A 17,914-nucleotide genomic window follows, 5' to 3' on the forward strand; every position below is an offset into this window, starting at 1 on the left:
TATCCAATGAACCAATGAATTACAAGTAATAAAAAAAGAGCGTAGCCCCCGTGTTGATTTCGGAACTACGCTCGACTTAGTCTAACTTTTATGATGTACTAGTAGCTTACTAAGGTAAACAGAAGGGAATGTATATACCCATAGCGTCAAATACTACCCAGTCTCTTTCTAGCCTCCTCTACTCTAGTGATCCATTTTTGTTGAGATCTAGGGTTGGTTGATCAGAACTGGTTTTCCAAATCCGAGTTTTTCGAGTCCCTCCAATTGTGTTTTGGCATCGCCCACTACCAGCCATATCATCTTGTTGGGATCCAAATAGCTACCTGCCAATTCCTGAATTCTTTCCACCGTCATCTCCTTTACAATCTTCTCTCGATCCTTCACGTAATCAGCATCCCAACCATATTCACTGATGTTCTCCAGCATATTGAGCTTGGCACCGGCTGTTTCGAAAGCACGTGCATTGCTTTTGATCATAAAACTCTGAGTTGTTGCCAAATCTTCAGGTGAATAGGTTGAAGAAAAGTCTGAGAGAATATCCTGCACCAGTTGGGCAGATTCATAAGTCACATTGCTTCTCACACCACTGCCAATGCTAAAAGGGCCAGCCACTTTTCCCCCTTCGAAAGAAGACCAAATCCCATACGTATATCCTTTACCTTCCCGTAATTCCTGGGTAAATCGGGAAGCAAAACCTCCCCCACCCAAAATATAATTCATCACCACCGCAGGATAATAGTCAGGATCCGTAGAAGCGAGTGCAGGATAGCCAACCTCTAGCATAGACTGCTTCGAATCTGGGATATCGTAAAAGAAAACCTGAGCAGAATCTAGTCTTACCGGTGCGTCGAAAGCCGGAATGCTCACCTCCTTACTTTCCCATGCAGTGGTCAAGTTCTGAAGTGATGCGAGAATATTTACTTTGCCTAAATCGCCCACCACATGCATTCGCGTCACGGATGGGGAAATGAACTTCTCATAATAAGACTTAAGATCATCCAGGGTAATGGCCTCCACCGACTTAATACTGCCCAGGATATTTTGTGCACGAATATTCCCCTCTCCGTAGATCAGTTTGTTGAATTCATTTTGTGCCACCATCTCTGGACTTGCTTCCAGTTGCCGAATACGGCTAATAGTGGATTGCTTGGCTAGTTCAAACTCAACTGAATCCCAGCGCGGCTCTAAGATTATTTCTTTTACCAAATCCATTACTTCATTGTAATTCCTGCTCAGGGTGTTTACAGCAATAGTAGTACTCTCAGTACTGGTATATACATTGACAGAAGCCCCCAATTGTTCTATTGCAACTTCAAGTTCCGCTGTAGTTTTGTTTTCCGTGCCTTTAGTCATTAGTTGCGCCATTAAATTAGCTACCCCTACTTTATTGGGATCATCCAGGAGCTGACCTCCATCAATTACCATATTGAATTGAACTAGGGGCACTTCATGATTCTCTATTCCATAGACTTTCAGACCGTTTGCAAGTGAGTCATCCCAAACTGAGGGGATTTTCACTTCAGGTGTTTTTCCATACGGAGGTTCCGTGGAGCGGTCAAAGCTTGAAGTTGCTTTTTCATAACTGGCTTGGATGGAAGCATCAAAACTTTCCTCAGCTCCCATGACGATTTGCTCTTCTGCGACTTCGGCTTTTTCCGAGCCTTCTAATGCAGCAGTCAGATTTTCTTTGGGAACAAAGCTGGTGGCTATGTAATTCTTGTCTTTGATGTATTGGTTATAAACACGCATGACATCTTCGGTACTCACTGCCAAAACCTTTTGAATATCCTCATTAATGAAGCCTGGATTGTGGGCAAAAATGTTGTACTGCGCCAGCTGAACGCCTTTTCCCAAGACGCTGGAAAGCGCATTGTAAAAGTTTGTTTCCTGTCCGGCCTTGATTCGAGCCAAATCCTTTTCGGAAATCCCTTCCTGCTCAAATTTAGTGAAGGCCTCTTCGATTGCCACCGCTACCTCATCCAGGTCTTTGTCAGCAAAAGCACGGACTGACAATTGGACCTGACCTGCCAACTCAAAGGTTCTGTTGTACATTCTTACATTGGAGGTCAGCTTTTTGTCATCCACTAATACCAAATTAAGCGGAGCCTCTTTTCCGCTGGATAGGTAGTCGGTAAGGACATTCAGGGCATAGGAATCGCTATGATACTGTTCCACTGTTGGCCATGTCATCGTAAGCTCTGGAAGCCGTGCAAAATTATCTACATGATATAACTTCTTGATAGCTTCTACTTCACCCGGTCTTGGTGTGAGCGGTGCTATGGGTTCTCCTTCTGGAATTTCATCAAAATACTTTTTCACCCATGTTTTAGCTTGGTCCATATCAAAATCACCCACTATTGTCAGGGTGACATTGTTGGGGACGTACCAGCGTCTGAAGAACTCCTTGACATCTGGAAGTGCGGCATTTTGAAGGTCGTCTAAAGAACCGATTACCTGCCAATTGTAAGGATGGTCTTCAGGATACAGGTTTTTATCAATCACATAAGAAGTATGTCCATAAGGCTGGTTGTCCACTCCTTGACGTTTTTCATTTTTCACTACCTGCTTTTCTTTAGCCAAAACAGGATCGGTAACTGTATTGATAAACCAACCCAGCTTATCAGCTTCTGCCCAAATCATTTTTTCCAAAGCATCATTTGGAACAGTCTGCAGGTAATTTGTTCTGTCTCGATTGGTGGAACCGTTGGCGCCGGACCCTCCTATTCGGGCTGTCATTTTATCAAGACCACCTTTTCCAAGATTCTCCGATTCAAGAAACAACAGGTGTTCGAAAAGGTGTGCAAAGCCAGTTCTGCCCTCTTTCTCACGTGCGGAACCGACATGAGCCGTAAGTGATACCGCTACGACTGGATCTGAACGATCAATGTGAAAAATAACTTCGAGGCCGTTATCAAGTACAAACTTTTCGTATTCCACTATAAACTCCTGTGGAGTAGTTTCCGAGTTTTTGCCACATCCCACTGCCAAAAGCACTAGGAGGACTAAGGGGGTGATTCTTTTAATCATTGGTATGAAGGTTTTCAATAAACTAAATAATAGAATAAACTGTAGGAAGCTATCATTTTTTTGCTGGGCGGCGTAGCCTAATTTCAGTGACTGAAATATAGCATTTCATATCGGCGAAAAAGCGTCGGCAATTACGTTAAACTAAAAAGGAGAGCTGAAGTCATGTTCTTACTTTTGGATAAGTCAATGATATTAATCTCTCTCATAGAATTCGGACCTTAAACTCCCAGACTAACCCTGGACTCAGAATACAAATCATACACTGCTATCAGCGCTTCGGATCCTTTGGCATCAGGATACGACTCGTAATTCTTTATCTCTTCACGACTTTCCACATAGACAGGATTGTACTTTTCGTCATACACATTCCAGACAATCAACAAAAAGTGATAGCTGATTTTACTCGCTCTCCCCTCCTCCAGCCAGGATTCAAAAAGCTCTTCTGTTATAGATTTAGGATAATCTGGTCCTTCAAACATGTGGGGAGGTGGAGATGGTTAGTTAAGTTCAAAGTTAAGAAATTGACGGGAGATCAAAGATTAATTCCCTTGGGTCTCGGTACTGAAAACGCTACACAAATATGTCCTCTGATGACACTCTTTGATTATTATGGGAATTAGACTTTTTGATTATACGGTTTTCAGCCAATAGCCAGTAAAACACCAAATGGCCTCGGCTAGGCTCGGCCACCGGTTTAAGAATATGTCAGCACGATTCAGTATGGTCATATTAGACTTTCAAAAAATAATGAGTATCTGTGATCTTGCACATATCAATAATATATTTGGTTTTTACAGGTAAAAATCCCCCTAGTCCCCTTTGGGAAGTTGGAGTAGCCGAAACTGATCCTCAAACATTAATTCCAACCATTTGGGTGCAACATAGCGAACAGTCATAAAAAAAATGCCGCAAGATTACAATTGCGGCATTTTTAACTTAAATAATTGGATTTTTATTTTCCGAATGTTTCGTGATCACCCATTTCTGGTTCTGAATCAGTGAGGTTAGCTTTGGCGATCTTGAAGAGTTGTACCAGCTTGTTTTCATCTGCTTTCCAGTGTTCTCCACTTTGGATTTTGATCTCCAGCATAGCCAAAGTCGGATCATCTTTTCCTTTTGGGAACCAAGCGGCTACCCATTTATTCCAATAACGATCGATTAGACTTTTATCCTCCGTTAGATTGGCTTTTCCGGAAAGTGAAACGTAGGTCTGGTCGTCTTTATCTGCAAAAGTCAAACAGACGTCTCGATCACGTTTGATCTCGTATGCTTTCGCGTCTGTTCGGTCCGTAAAGAAATATATCGTGCCGTCATATTCATCTTGGACCAAACTCATGGGTCTCCCCCGTAGTTTTTCCTCCAAATCATCGTGAGTGACCAGCATTCCAAATTTGATTTCTTTGATGAGATTCCAGATAAGTTGTTTGTGTTCAGGACTTGACATGGTTATAGTTTTTTAAGTGATTTAATTGCTTAGTATTTTATTTGAGCATTAGTTATTCAGAACCGGCTAGAACAATTGATTTGACATTGACGAATTCTTTCATTCCGAATCCTCCGTGCTCTCTACCAAATCCGGAATCTTTTACTCCTCCGAAAGGCATAGCTGGCTTGGCTAATCCAAACGTGTTGATAAAGATCATACCTGTGTCAAAATGATTGGCGGCTAGCTTCGCTGCACGTTTTTCATCCTTAGAGAAGATTCCCCCTCCTAGCCCAAATCGGCTATCATTGGCAATTCGAAAAGCATCTGTTTCATCTTTCGCTTTGATCAATGCTGCTACTGGACCAAAGATTTCCTCCTCATAGGCAGGCTGACCAGTCTTTACAGAGCCAAGCACTGTTGCTGGATAGAAATAACCCTCGCCTTCAGGTATTTTTCCACCACAAAGAATTACCGCACCTTTTTCCACGCTTTTCAGCACCTGCTCATGCATAGTTTCACGAAGATCTTTTCTAGCCATCGGGCCTAAATCTGAATCTTCTGAATTGGGATCTCCCATTTTCAAATTGCTCATGGCCTCGACAAATGCCTTCTTGAATGGCTCATAGACCGAATCCACCACTATAAATCGCTTAGCGGCAATACAGGTTTCTCCATTATTATAGACTCGACCTTTGACACACATTTCAACAGCAACTTTCAGATCAGCATCCTCCAGTACGATGTAGGCATCATTGCTTCCCAATTCAAGTACAGATTTTTTCAAGGCTGCGCCTGTCTTTTCGCCAATGGACTGGCCCGCATCCGAGCTTCCGGTAAAAGTCACGCCTCGAACCAATTTGTGCTTGATCACTTCATCTGACTGATCATGATCTATGATCAATTGGCTGAATAAATGAGCTGGAAGTCCTGCTTCATGAAGAATCTTCTCAAGCATCGCCCCGGTTCCGGTGACATTGGAGGCATGCTTCATCAATACCCCATTTCCGGCAACCAAACTTGCGATTGCATACCGCATGACTTGATAAACGGGATAATTCCAAGGCTGAATTCCGTAAATCACTCCTAATGGAGAGAATGAAATAATTCCTCTCTCGCCATCTTCGAGCTCTCTTTCGATATCTTCGAATTCTGAGGGTGCCTTTTCTGCGGAATATTCACAAATCGCTGCGCAAAGTTCAATTTCCTGATAGCTTTGAGTAAGTAACTTCCCCATTTCATCCGTCATCAGAGAAGCCAATTCTTTCTTGTTGTCCATTAAGGCTTTTCCAATAGCCTTAATTACTGTAGCTCGCTCGGAAACTTCCTCTTGTTTCCATTCCAAAAATGCTTCATGGCATTTTTGGATCACATTGTTGAGTTTATCAGCAGACATGTATTCGTAGGATTTTATTTCTTTCCCATTGAGAGGATTGATCGTGGTTATTTTCTCTTTTTTTTCTGTAGTCATAGTGTAGTTATTTTATAAAAATTGGTTTGGAAAAAATTTATTGCTGCTCTGATGGCATGATGTATATGTTATTGACATTTACACGACTAGGTTGAGAAAGTACATAGTAGATCGCTTCAGCAATATCTTCAGCTTCCAGCGTAGTCATATCTTTCATCCCCTTTAATTTTTCTTTAATATCCTCATCAGTAATGGTATCCATCAATTCCGAATCGGTAGCACCGGGTTCTATCGAGGTCACGTTGATCCCATATTTAGGTGCAAGCTCTTGTCTCAAACCTTCCGAAAGCATTTTCACTGCAGACTTGGTCGCACAGTACACTGCCCCGCCCGGGAAATAGCGATGGGCGGCAGAGGATGAAATGTTGATAATATTGCCGCCTTTATTTTTGATCAATTCCGGAAGCACGGCAGTCAGTCCGTTGAGGACACCTTTAATATTCACATCCACCATGGTATCCCATTCCTCTGTTTTGAATTTTTCAATAAAAGAAAGCGGCATCAAACCGGCATTGTTGACTAATCCGGTAACAGTTCCAAATTTGGATTTTGCTTTTTCCACTACGTTTTTTAACTCATCTATTTTAGTTACATCAGCAGCAACTGCGAGAGCTTGGCCACCTGATTTTTCAATTTGAGTTTGGATATCATCAAGCTTTTCTTCACGTCTTGCCGTAAGCACAACTTTGAAGCCTTCACTAGCCAATTTGAGTGCTGTAGCCTTTCCGATTCCGCTCGATGCTCCTGTGATGATGATTATTTGATTGTTATTATCCATGATTGTTATTTTAAAATGAAAAAAATATGCTACCAGTTTATTGCAAACAGGATTCCAAGAGTTGTTTACTTCCTTAATGGAAAAGAGAGCCCGATTCACATTTTAGCACAGTAGAAATTTTGCCACAGGCTGGGCATTTATTGTCCGTTGCTTTCGATCTTAAATAGTATTTTAAAGACCAAATGGGGGAAAAAGGGCAATTCAGAGAGGACCAAAAAAAGGATTGGTATTTGCAAAAAAATAAGATGAGGACATATTTAAACTAGTAGTACATCATTTTTAAAATAGAAACTATGAGCACATTCAAACTTTCATCGATGCCTTCCCAACAAGGAAAAGTCGCAGTGGTCACCGGAGCAAACATTGGCTTGGGATATGAAACCGCTTTGGGACTCGCAAAAAAAGGTTCCAAAGTCATTTTAGCATGTAGAGATTTCGAGAAAGCAGAAAAAGCGATGCAAAAAATCTTAAAATCAGTTCCCAAGGCTGTTCTTGAAATTATACTTGTTGATTTGAAAAATCTGGATTCTGTTCATGGCTTTGCGGAAGAATTTCTGGTCAAATATAATCGTTTGGATTTTTTGATTTTAAACGCCGGAATCATGGCAACTCCCTTTTCCAAAACTAAGGATGGGTTTGAAAGTCAGATGGCCGTCAATTATTTCTCTCATTTTCTCTTAACCAATCTACTTTTTCCAGTAATCAAAAAGACAAAAAATGCCAGAATAGTCAGCTTGAGTAGCATTGCGCACAAGAATGGGAAAATTGATTTTGAAAATCTAAATTCTCAAAAATCCTATTCCAAATGGGGTGCTTATGGGCAAAGTAAATTGGCCTGCCTGATGTTTGCGTTTGAATTTCAGCGAAGAATCGACCATGAAAAATTGGAGATTAAATCGCTTGCTGCCCATCCGGGAATGTCGAGCACAAATCTCGGTCAACATCTTCCAAAAATTGCACAATTTTTCTTTGGCCCGATTTCTTCGTTGATTGGTCATGATGGAAAAGCTGGAGCAAAGCCAACATTAATGGCCGCTTTGGAGCCCTCTTTGGATGGTGGAGAATACATTGGACCAAATGGATTTATGGAAGCAAAAGGGGATCCCGGCCGAGTGAAATCTTCAGATCGATCTCAAGATATCAGCGTGGCTCAAAGGCTATGGACTGTTTCTGAAAACTTAACGGGAAAAGAGTTTGATTTGAAATAATAGCTGATTCCTGCAATCCTCAAAATTCGATAACTGACAACCGATCAGTTATCAGATAGTTGGTATGGATGTCAAAACTCCAATTACCAAATCCTGATCCTTTCCTCTGCTGATTTATAGTTTTTATCTCCAGGTTGGATGGCAAAAGAAGCGTAAAAAGGATCAAAATTCATCAGTGGACCATTCACACGCCATACTGCTGGAGAGTGGGAATTTGTATTCACATAGGTGCGCATAAACTCATCGCGGGTTTTCACTCTCCAGATTCTAGCTATGGATAAACAGAATCTCTGATCAGGAGTAAATCCATCGATTCTAGTGGTATCCTGTCCTTGCTCAGTCATCTTGAATGCGTCGTAAGCAATGTATATCCCGCCATTGTCGGCAGTATTCTCACCGATAGTCATTGCGCCTTTCACATGCACTGAATCCAGTACCGTGAAGGTGTCGTATCGCTCGATCAACTGCTGGGTTTTGCCCTTAAACTTCTCATAATCTGCATCTGTCCACCAGTTTTTCACATTGCCGTCTTTGTCATATTGTGCTCCCTGATCATCAAAAGCATGCGTAAGCTCATGACCTATGACCATACCTATGCCGCCATAATTAATTGCATCATCAGCATATAGATCAAAATATGGATACTGAAGGATTCCTGCCGGAAAAACTATTTCATTCAACGATGGATTGTAGTACGCCGTCACTGTGGAAGGAGTAGTCCCCCACTCTAGCTTGTTTGGTGCCTTGCCAAATTTGTCCAGTTCATAGCGGCTTTGATCTTGGCGCAAAGCAAGTACATTTTCAAAATACTTATTTCGATCTATAGTCACATCGTATTCTCTCCACTCATCCGGATAGCCTATTTTCTTGGTAATCGCATACAGCTTTTCTTTAGCCTGAGTTTTTGTACTATCGCTCATCCAGTCCAATTGATTTATTCTGTTTTCAAAGGCTTTTTGAAGATTGTTCACCAGATCCAACACACGCTTTTTCGCATCTTCATTGAAGTATTGCTTTACATACAACTGCCCAAGTGCATAGCCTAATTGTCGATCTACTTTCTGTACCATCTGCTGTGGCCGAGTCAATTGAGTGGATTGTCCTGAAATCACTTTTTCATAGGCAAAAGAAGCATCCTCAAAAGGTTTGCTCAATACTTCAGCATAGGAGGCAAGTGTATGAGCCTTGACATAAATTTTCCAATCTGAAAGTGGAACGGATTTTAACATCTTATTCAATGATTCATAATATGCCGGTTGGCGGACATCTACGGAATCTGCATCCAATCCCAACTGGTCTAACATGGAAGGCCATCCAATATTGGGCTGCTTTTGGTTTAATTCGGCCACAGCCATTTTATGGTAATTCTCTTTAACTACCCGGCGTTCGATGCGCGTTTTATGGGATTCCGCTAGTTTCTTTTCAATAGAGTATATCTTCTCCGCGCTACTTTTTGCTTCAGATTTATCACTTCCTGTGAGTTGAAAAAGAGTAGAAAGGTAATCTACATAAGCTTTTTGAATGGCTAAAGTGGAAGAATCTGTCTTGAAATAGTAATCCCTATCTGGCAAACCCAACCCAGTCTGACTGAAATGGGCGATGTTGATACTGCTGTTTTCTGCATCCGGAGAGATTCCCAGACTAATAAGAGATTGATTGTTCGACTTGATCTCATCAGTTATGAAACTCATCAAACTGTTCAGGTCATTGGTTGCTTCAATTTCAGCCAAAATTGGTTTGATAGGTTCAAAGCCACGCTGATCGATGGCCGCTATGTCCATACCTGAAGCGTAAAAATCACCCACTTTTTGTTCTATACTACCAGCTGGGTTTTCCGTGGCTGAGACTTCTTCCAAAATATTCTCCAGAAGCTGTTTTTGAGGAATATTCAAAAATGAATAGGAACCTACACCCGACTGATCATCAGCTATTAGCGCAGAGTCGTACCATAGACCGTTGACATGCATAAAGAAATTATCACCGGGCTTGATCGAAGAATCAATCCCATCAACGCTCACAAACTGTTTCTTTGCTTCTGGGTTTTCGGATGAATTTTGCTGGCCACATGAAACCAAAAGCATCAGGGAGGCGAAAAGTACATTTCTCATAGTTAGTGTGGGTGTTTTGCAAAAGTTAAATGAAAAAATTGAGTTGACAAGTCGCATTTATATGACCGTCGATTTGACTTCTACCAATGATCAATTGAACAATTGTGTGGTTTCTCTAGTATCTTCATTTTACTTCCTTTCTTATCATGACTAAAGCCTTTTACCCATGAAAAATTTCTCAATGAAATCTGTCCCTTCACTAAAAGGCAAAGTTGCCTTAGTCACCGGTGCCAATATTGGTCTTGGATATGAAACTGCGTTGGCTTTGGCTAAAAAAGAAGCTACTGTAATTCTTGCCTGCCGTACTCTAAGCAAAGCACATCAGGCGATGAAGAATATTCTCAAGGAAGTGCCCGGAGCTGATTTGGAGATTATATTGCTTGATTTGAAAAGTCTAGATTCTGTTCGGGAGTTTGCAACAGAATTTGCCAAAAAATACGATAGCCTTAATCTCTTAATAGCAAATGCTGGAATTATGATGCCACCTTTTCAAACCACAAAAGAAGGATTTGAAAGTCAGTTTGGAGTGAATTACCTCGCACATTTTTTACTGGCGAATCTTCTATTTCCTATTCTAAAGAAAACCGAGAAATCCCGTTTAGTGATGCTGAGCAGTTTGGCACATAAGAGTGGAAAAATAGATTTCGAAAATTTGAATGCAGGTAAAAGCTATTCAAAATGGAAGGCCTATTCCCAAAGCAAATTGGCTTGCCTGATGTTTGCCTACGAACTACAGCGTAGAATGGAAAAAGCTGGAATTAGCACAAAAGCTGTGGCAGCTCATCCCGGCCTTTCCGATACCAATTTAGGACAGTTCTTGCCCAACTTTGCAATGAAGTTATTTAGCCCATTGACATCCATTATAGGCCAAGAAGCCAAGTCAGGAGCACTTCCCACGCTAAGAGCAGCGTTGGATCCAGAAGTGAAAGGAGGAGAATATTACGGGCCTTCAGGCTTCAGAGAAGTTAAAGGAAATCCCATAAAAGTCAGCTCCTCTTCTCGATCTCATGATATGAAAATTGCCACTAAGCTTTGGGCAATTTCAGAGAAATTGACTGGTGAAAAGTTCGCGATATAGTGTCAATTATGAGCGACTTCTGTCATCGGACACGCGCCATTCCAATATGTTCACTTTTTCAAACCATGCAAATACGCTATGCTCCTTGGAACCTGCTGGTAGTAAATTGGACTTTCGTCTTCTAGGTAGAAGTGTTGAACTCCTGCCTTTTTTGCAGCTAAAATAATTTCCGGGAGATCAAGTTGGCCGGTTCCCAGCGTGACATCGTTTTCAGTTGGAGTTCCGCCAGACATATTACCCACTATGCCTTTTCGCAAATCTTTAAGGTGCATGAGCTTGAAGCGATCTCCGTATTTGGTAAGTAAAGCTGCTGGATCAGCTCCCGGGAAGAACGTCCAAAGTATATCCATTTCGAAGCTTACATAATCGGGGTTTGTTTCCTGAACGATCAAATCGAAGAGGGTCCCATCTCCATGTGGCTCAAATTCATAACCGTGATTGTGATAGCAGAAAGTCAGTTCATAATCTTCCTTTAGCACCTTCCCTACCGCATTGAAATCAGCGATCGTTTGCTGTGCATCTTCCAGCGTAAAAGCTGCCGTGTGAGGAACCCATGCCACTCGCACGAATTCTGCTCCCAGTGTTTGAGCATTTTCCGCTACAGTTGCCGTCTTTTCCATCAGGTCTTTGTAGCCTACTCCGAAGGAAGAGCAGTGCATCCCGCGCTTATCCAACTCTTTTTTAATATCTGAAGCAGTATGTCCAAATAAGCTTGAAAACTCCATATCAGTAATTCCCATGGCTTGAAGCGTATCTAGTGTAGCTGGCAGATCTTTGGAAAGGCTATTTCGATAGGTATAAGAAACCATCCCTGGCATTTCTGGGAACAGTGCATCTTGAACTTGCGCGAAAAGTGGAGTGGAAAATAACAACAAAAAAATGGTTAATACTGGCAATGATTTTTTCATGGTTTTTGGGAATAAAGTTGTGATTTAGCGAATCTGCACGAATCGAGTTTTAAAGTACATGCATTTGACTGAAATGTATATTCCATAGCACATATTTTCTCCGTTAATTTAAGCAATCGATTTCAGCTCCTGACATGTAAAGCCAACCAAGGATCGGAATTCCAAAAACAGTTTTTCTGCAGAGAGAGGTATTCTGCAACTCTCCCATCGAAGTATTTGATCTCAATTCCAGGATAGGAATTCCTTAACGATTTATAAGCCCCCACAAAATCAGATTGACTGCGAAAACCTGATTTAATTAAGTGGATCACAATTTCTCTTTGCGAATCCTTACTTATTAAAAAGTCCTTCATCCAATTGTCCAGTGATTTTTGTTTTTTGGACACAATCTCTTCATAGCTGGTGATCCCAAATGGTGGAATTGGTCCATAATGATCAACTATCGTATGTTGAGAACATTCTGACGTGAATGGGCCAAAGCTACTTTCCCAGTTATTCATCTTATTGATTGAAGGCAGATTCACATTCATTAGTGCCAGAGTATCGTACCAGAATCGTTTAGAACGTGGCAAAAAACGATGATTTCGAAGTGGAATACTTTTCTCCCTAGACCAATTTTGCATAAAGCTAAAAAGTGGATGGTTGAACGTAAGTACATCGTGATGTGAAGTGAGATGGTCTGGTTCGCGCCCGAAAACACGCTTGAACTTTTCATATTGAGCCAAGAATTCTGTCTTTACTTGCTCCACATAGTCCGGTTTCTCAAAATTCCTGTTGAATTTACGGAAGTCCAAAAACTTCTTTTCGCTATCTATCAAAAGCTGAACTTCTTTAGGCTCAGAAATAGGTTCTCCGGAAGTAATCGTGAAATGTAGCCCAATGTGAGTGGTTTTGTATAGAGAATGTTCTGGATCTTCTTTTGGAAAATCCATCAGACTTTGACAAAAATCACTCAAATAGCTGTCATTATGATCATCAGGACGATTGACCAAAACCGCAATTGAATTGATCCAGCCTTCGCGAAGCGCTATTTTGGCGCCCACGTCTATCTCTTCCACAATCCCAATGTCATCAGCAGTCACAATAATTTTTTTCTCGATAAGTGGTACTTCCGATGTGGTGTATATAGACTTGCTCCATACAAAACTATGGTTGCTCAGCACATACCAGATACTAGAATCAAGGTATTCTTCTCCGACGATAGCATGCGATATCTCAACCTCAGATCCTGGAGCTAATACTTTTGATTTGGGAGCATTGACAGACGGCCTTTCCAATCTCACGTTTACAAATTGACTCACGATGCCTTTGAACGTTTCCATCACCCTACCGCTTTAGTGTTATTGACTACTTGGTCAGAAGAGTCAGAGGATTTCCCGGCAGAAACCGGAATATTCACCGAGTTGCGTACCTGCACCAGTTTGTTCAGTAAGTCAAACCAAAAAGGAGCGCCAAGGGAAATCGCGAAAGCGGTGATCAACCACCCTAATATAGTCCAACCAGTAAATTTCGCCTCTTTACTGACACCCAAGACATAGTTGTATTTGCTTATCTCAGTATTCACTGAATCGATGAATTGTCTCTGCTCGGTAAAAGAAACCGAACTGACTCCATTGGGATTATTTGCGATATAGCCTTTTGCGCCTTCAACAAGCATAGTCCTCATTTCTTCATTTTTCGATAGTTCGGTAGTGAGCCTAATCGTATCCACATTGAAGAGTCCTGCTATTATAAACCCAAGGATAAAAGTCAGGAAAGTCAATTTCCTTTTATACCAACCGGCGACTCTATCCATCTGATCATCATACCAGTTTTCGATCAATGACTTGAATTTCTCCTTGTCATTAGCCGCTTGCTGCCAAAGGTTTTTCAGCTGGTATTTTGTCTCTGTTCCTATCGATAATCCCTCGATTTCCCATGGATGCTCTTTATTTGTTCTCTGAAATAGTTCCTGCTTCAGATAATCCAGTTTTTCTGTGAGTGAATCAATCTCGACTTTATCGGAAATGGCTGTTTGGGTGCTTTCCTTCAATTCCTGTTGAAGGGCCCTAATATCAGAAGCTAATTTGCTTGAATCATATTCAGGGATGATTCCAAGGGTAGCGGAGATATTATGGATATCATCGAGGTAAGCTCCTTTCCCCAACAAGTCAATTAAAGTACTCCCAAACCTGTCCTTAGCGATATAGGATGGTTTTGAGTTGATTCCCTTGCTTCCCAGATATTTGATAGAAGGATGCTTGTAAAAAGCCTTCGTGAGTGGATTGATAGTATTCACCCAAAACAGGTTCAGAAAAGTGTGGTTGATTCGAGTTGACTGATGATCATCGGCCAACAAGCGATCAATTCCAGTAATTAGATTTTTGGATCTGGAACTGAAGGAAGATGTGATAGCCTCAATAATAGTCATCGCAAAGAGACTATAGAGCAAATAGAGAAAAACTAGACTTATAAAAACGTCTAAAACAGCTAAGCCGGTCATAGGATATGGTGTTTAAAAATTTTGTGAAAAAGTATTCGAAACAAATCAATTACAAAATAATCTTTTTCAGAAGAAAACCCATATAACTAATTGTTTTTCAAGATCATCAGGGATTATAAATTAAGGTTTAAGTAGCAATAATCTTTCATAGTATTCTTACTTGAATCTTATGCTTGGTTAGAAAGATCAAACCTTGTTGAAGCAAATGGTTGATCCCCGGCTTCTAAGTCACAATCTGGAATTGGAAAATTTCAAAAAAATATAAATTCATGGTTTCGACTTAGTTTTTAAATCCAATACCAACGACTCCTTTTCTTACTTTAATATCCGATTAGCCCAAGGAATTAAGTGCTGCGTATTTGGCGCATAAGTATATCCTACATCATGCTGTCTCCAGGCCAAAAGTACCATTCAGTATATCGGTATTATAAGGAGGCAATTTTTCATTCAAATAGTCATCTGATACTCGCAGATCAGTTGATCCAAGTAGTTTGTAATCGACATCAGCTGCAATCACAGCCATATAATTGCCCTTTTGATCCAGCCATTTTGAATCACCTTTTTCAGGAATTCCATAGCTCATTGATGAAGTCGACTGGAGTGGGCTATTTATTCAGATCTATTCCAGAGGTTTGAGTACTCACAAAAACTCCGATAACCATCGATTGGTATAATAGAATTATCTTCTTAATGTAAAGTTTCAGATATAAAGTTTTAAACTTTAGTCAAACCTCTAGCTATTCGTATTATAGCCAAATAGGTGAACGCTGAATTTCAAACATTTTAGAAACAAAGTATCTTTTGCTCGACTACCAAGCCAATCGACCAACACTTTTCTAAAAGTCCATGGAAGCTACTTATCCAACTAGTTCCTCTACTCTTCCCTCATAATCGAACTGCAAGTCTTCGTGCAGGCCAGAAATGAGCTTAACCGCTTTTCCCAATTGCATCTGATACATATTATCCAAAACCTGATTTCTGTGTCTGAGAAAGCCATATTCCCGAAGCTTTTCGCAGAAAAATAAAAGCACTTCGATCTGATCAGTTTTGACTTTACTCAGCTTGAGCAACTTGTTCATTTTGCGACGTAGCTTTTGCGCAGCTTTCTTAGCATAATAAGAATGATCACCTCTTGCCATTTGAAAATCCTTCTCCAGTTCTTCCTGCACCATTTCTAAATACAATAAGGGATTGTCCTTCTCGCTGAGTTTGAAAAATAAATAGGATTTATTATCTCGACTGAATTTGCTCAGATCCGTCACCAAATTTATCAGTTCCTTCTCATTGAGGTGGCTGAGTTCTTTCTTAAGTTGAGCGAGACTGGGGATTTGCATGCCGCAAGTTAGGGTATGCCTCATATTTTTACTAAAATCATCGCCGTAGAAATTAATCTTCTTGAATAAGTTGGAGAACTTCTATTTATTAGGCTATCTCTATTTTTATGAAAGAAATTCTATCCATTATCCAAGCATATGAGTCCTGCCGGGTTGAAGCCAAAAAAGTAGCTTTGGCCACGGTCGTTCAGGTGGATGGTTCGGCTTACCGTCGTCCCGGCGCTCGAATGCTGGTTTCTGAGGATGGGGAATTGACAGGAGCAATCAGTGGAGGATGTCTGGAAGGCGATGCGCTGCGCAAAGCTCAAACGGTGATCTTCCAGCAAAAATCTATGCTGGTTACCTACGACACCACTGATGAAGATGATCAGAAATTCGGAGTTGGCTTAGGTTGCAATGGAATTATACATGTATTAATAGAACCTATTGATTATCATAATACTATAAACCCCATTGAACTCTTGAAAATCGCGATTCAAGATCGAATTTGCAGTAGATTAATTACTGTGTTTTCAGTGAAATATTCCAAACAAGAACAAATCGGTACAAAAGTTCTTCTGAAGGAAAATCAGGTATTCGGAGATAAGGATAGTCTCGACAAATCACTTTGGAAACAGATTCAAGCTGAAATAAATGCGAATGATTCTAACCATCATATCATTCGTAAATATGAGACTTTTGATGATGTTCAGGTATTCATTGAATCTATCAAACCCGCTATTCGAATTTTTCTTTTCGGAGCTGGAAATGACACAATTCCAGTAGCTAGAATTGCAGATTTATTGGGTTTGGAGTTAATACTAATTGACGGCAGAAAGAACTTGGCAACTGCCAATCGCTTTCCTTCAGCAATTAAAATCATAACAGGGTCTGGGGATGAAGTAGTGAAGCAATTGGAAACGGATAGTAACTCTGCAGCCCTTTTGATGACACATAATTTTGAATATGAAGCTCAGGTTTTAGAAGATTTGCTGCCACTGGGTTTACCCTATGTAGGTATTTTGGGACCGAAGAAAAAGTCCGAAAAACTAATTGACAGACTAGAGAGGAAAGGAATTGCTGTAAATCAAGCTGCTATCTATTCTCCCATGGGTTTGGACATAGGTGCCGAAGGCGCCGAGGAGATTGCATTGTCCATTTTGGCGGAGGTGAAAGCGGTTTTGGCTAAAAAACAAGCTACCTTTCTGCGGAATAAGAACGGCCCTATACACGAAGAAAATCAATGAAATCGAGCATGACGAATACCTCACACGTTGAGATGATTGTCAACCATGCGAGATTCCATATGTCCATTGAAAAACTATTATAACCATATGAAAACAGGAATCATCATACTTGCAGCGGGAGAATCAACAAGACTTGGCTACCCAAAGCAAATCGCCAAATACAAAGAAAAGACGTTGCTTCAGCTGGCCATAGACGCCGCAAACGACTGCAAAGCAGACAAGCGCGTGTTGGTACTTGGCGCAAACCGTGATGAGATCAAAAAGACTTTTCCAGGTGCTAGCATTCCAAATATTCCAAATCCACACTTTGAAAAAGGCATGTCTTCCAGTATCAAAGTCGGTCTTGAATACATGCTCAAATTTGATCAACCTGATCAGGTAATTATCATGCTTTGTGACCAGCCTTTTGTAGATGCCAAGATTCTGAACAAGCTTATTGCCACGCAAAAGAAAGAATCTAAAGGCATCGTGGCTTGTGAGTATTCCAAAACTGTTGGAGTTCCTATACTTTTCGGAAAAGCCTATTTTAAGGAATTGATGGAGCTAACTGGAGACGAAGGAGCCAAAAATATTGTATTGGCAAACGAAGATGATATGGCGAGTGTTTCCTTCCCAAAAGGCAAAGTGGATATTGATACTGAGGAGGATTTGCGGGACTTGAATTTGTAGGGAAAATAAGTCTCGCGCGGCGGAGTTACGGCGCAGTTTTTTTCTTAAAGCGGCGGTGCGACGCAACGTTCGCTTTACCTTTGAGGTTTTTTTTGACCTTGAGGGTGCTGAAGTAAATCGCCTTGTCAAGTACGTACCTAGAAAATCACGTTCATTTGGTAGCATTCACCTAAAAACGATTATTCTTAGTTTGGGAAATATC

The 17,914-nt window shown here is 40.9% G+C and carries 15 protein-coding genes; 4 read left to right on the top strand and 11 right to left on the bottom strand.

The genetic code is table 11. The features are described from left to right. Positions 1-207 precede the first annotated feature (207 nt). The 5 genes from BVH04_RS06890 to BVH04_RS06910 form a co-directional block, all read right to left on the bottom strand. Positions 208-3,027 carry a M16 family metallopeptidase gene (locus BVH04_RS06890; protein WP_205635811.1) on the bottom strand — a complete coding sequence of 940 codons (2,820 nt, stop codon included), beginning with the start codon at positions 3,025-3,027 and terminating at the stop codon, positions 208-210. A 218-nt stretch (positions 3,028-3,245) separates the two neighbouring features. Beyond that, entirely contained in the window at positions 3,246-3,506 is a 261-nt protein-coding gene (locus tag BVH04_RS06895) for a hypothetical protein (protein WP_086540741.1), read from the bottom strand. Positions 3,507-3,979: 473 nt separating this feature from the next. Next, entirely contained in the window at positions 3,980-4,471 is a 492-nt protein-coding gene (locus tag BVH04_RS06900; protein WP_086540742.1) for a pyridoxamine 5'-phosphate oxidase family protein, read from the bottom strand. Between the two features lie 52 nt (positions 4,472-4,523). Further along, positions 4,524-5,921: an NAD-dependent succinate-semialdehyde dehydrogenase gene (locus BVH04_RS06905; protein ID WP_086540743.1), complete on the bottom strand. Its 1,398-nt coding sequence runs from the start codon at positions 5,919-5,921 to the stop codon at positions 4,524-4,526. 37 nt (positions 5,922-5,958) lie between these two features. After that, positions 5,959-6,699, bottom strand: a complete 741-nt coding sequence (locus tag BVH04_RS06910; RefSeq protein ID WP_086540744.1) for an SDR family oxidoreductase — start codon at positions 6,697-6,699, stop codon at positions 5,959-5,961. A 293-nt stretch (positions 6,700-6,992) separates the two neighbouring features. On the opposite strand from BVH04_RS06910, the gene BVH04_RS06915 reads away from it, so the two are divergent. Further along, entirely contained in the window at positions 6,993-7,907 is a 915-nt protein-coding gene (locus tag BVH04_RS06915; protein ID WP_086540745.1) for an oxidoreductase, read from the top strand. Positions 7,908-7,990: 83 nt separating this feature from the next. Here BVH04_RS06915 and BVH04_RS06920 read toward each other — a convergent pair whose 3' ends face one another. Further along, positions 7,991-10,015: a M13 family metallopeptidase gene (locus BVH04_RS06920; RefSeq protein ID WP_086540746.1), complete on the bottom strand. Its 2,025-nt coding sequence runs from the start codon at positions 10,013-10,015 to the stop codon at positions 7,991-7,993. Between the two features lie 166 nt (positions 10,016-10,181). On the opposite strand from BVH04_RS06920, the gene BVH04_RS06925 reads away from it, so the two are divergent. Further along, on the top strand, positions 10,182-11,093 hold the full coding sequence (locus BVH04_RS06925) for an oxidoreductase (RefSeq protein ID WP_086540747.1): 912 nt from the start codon (positions 10,182-10,184) through the stop codon (positions 11,091-11,093). A gap of 50 nt (positions 11,094-11,143) precedes the next feature. Here the strand turns inward: BVH04_RS06925 and BVH04_RS06930 are convergent, their stop codons facing one another. From BVH04_RS06930 to BVH04_RS06950, 5 genes are all read right to left on the bottom strand, one after another. Next, on the bottom strand, positions 11,144-12,001 hold the full coding sequence (locus tag BVH04_RS06930; protein WP_086540748.1) for a sugar phosphate isomerase/epimerase family protein: 858 nt from the start codon (positions 11,999-12,001) through the stop codon (positions 11,144-11,146). Positions 12,002-12,123: 122 nt separating this feature from the next. After that, positions 12,124-13,323 (bottom strand): ChbG/HpnK family deacetylase, encoded by a 1,200-nt coding sequence (locus BVH04_RS06935; protein ID WP_086540749.1) that lies wholly within the window; start codon positions 13,321-13,323, stop codon positions 12,124-12,126. After that, a complete protein-coding gene (locus BVH04_RS06940) occupies positions 13,323-14,483 on the bottom strand; it encodes a hypothetical protein (RefSeq protein WP_140160539.1) in 1,161 nt (386 codons plus the stop codon). Before BVH04_RS06940 ends, BVH04_RS06935 begins: the two co-directional genes overlap by 1 nt. A 382-nt stretch (positions 14,484-14,865) precedes the next feature. Beyond that, on the bottom strand, positions 14,866-15,066 hold the full coding sequence (locus BVH04_RS06945) for a hypothetical protein (RefSeq protein WP_086540751.1): 201 nt from the start codon (positions 15,064-15,066) through the stop codon (positions 14,866-14,868). Between the two features lie 274 nt (positions 15,067-15,340). Continuing rightward, positions 15,341-15,841: a hypothetical protein gene (locus BVH04_RS06950; RefSeq protein ID WP_240510857.1), complete on the bottom strand. Its 501-nt coding sequence runs from the start codon at positions 15,839-15,841 to the stop codon at positions 15,341-15,343. Positions 15,842-15,924: 83 nt separating this feature from the next. Here BVH04_RS06950 and BVH04_RS06955 point away from each other — a divergent pair, with 83 nt between their 5' ends. Both BVH04_RS06955 and BVH04_RS06960 read left to right on the top strand, forming a co-directional pair. Next, positions 15,925-17,043 carry an XdhC family protein gene (locus tag BVH04_RS06955; protein WP_086540753.1) on the top strand — a complete coding sequence of 373 codons (1,119 nt, stop codon included), beginning with the start codon at positions 15,925-15,927 and terminating at the stop codon, positions 17,041-17,043. An 87-nt stretch (positions 17,044-17,130) separates the two neighbouring features. After that, complete coding sequence (locus tag BVH04_RS06960) at positions 17,131-17,712, top strand: nucleotidyltransferase family protein (RefSeq protein WP_205635812.1); 582 nt, start codon at positions 17,131-17,133, stop codon at positions 17,710-17,712. Positions 17,713-17,914: the final 202 nt, after the last annotated feature.

Origin of the sequence: Algoriphagus antarcticus (assembly GCF_002150685.1) — a bacterium.
GTDB lineage: Bacteria > Bacteroidota > Bacteroidia > Cytophagales > Cyclobacteriaceae > Algoriphagus > Algoriphagus antarcticus.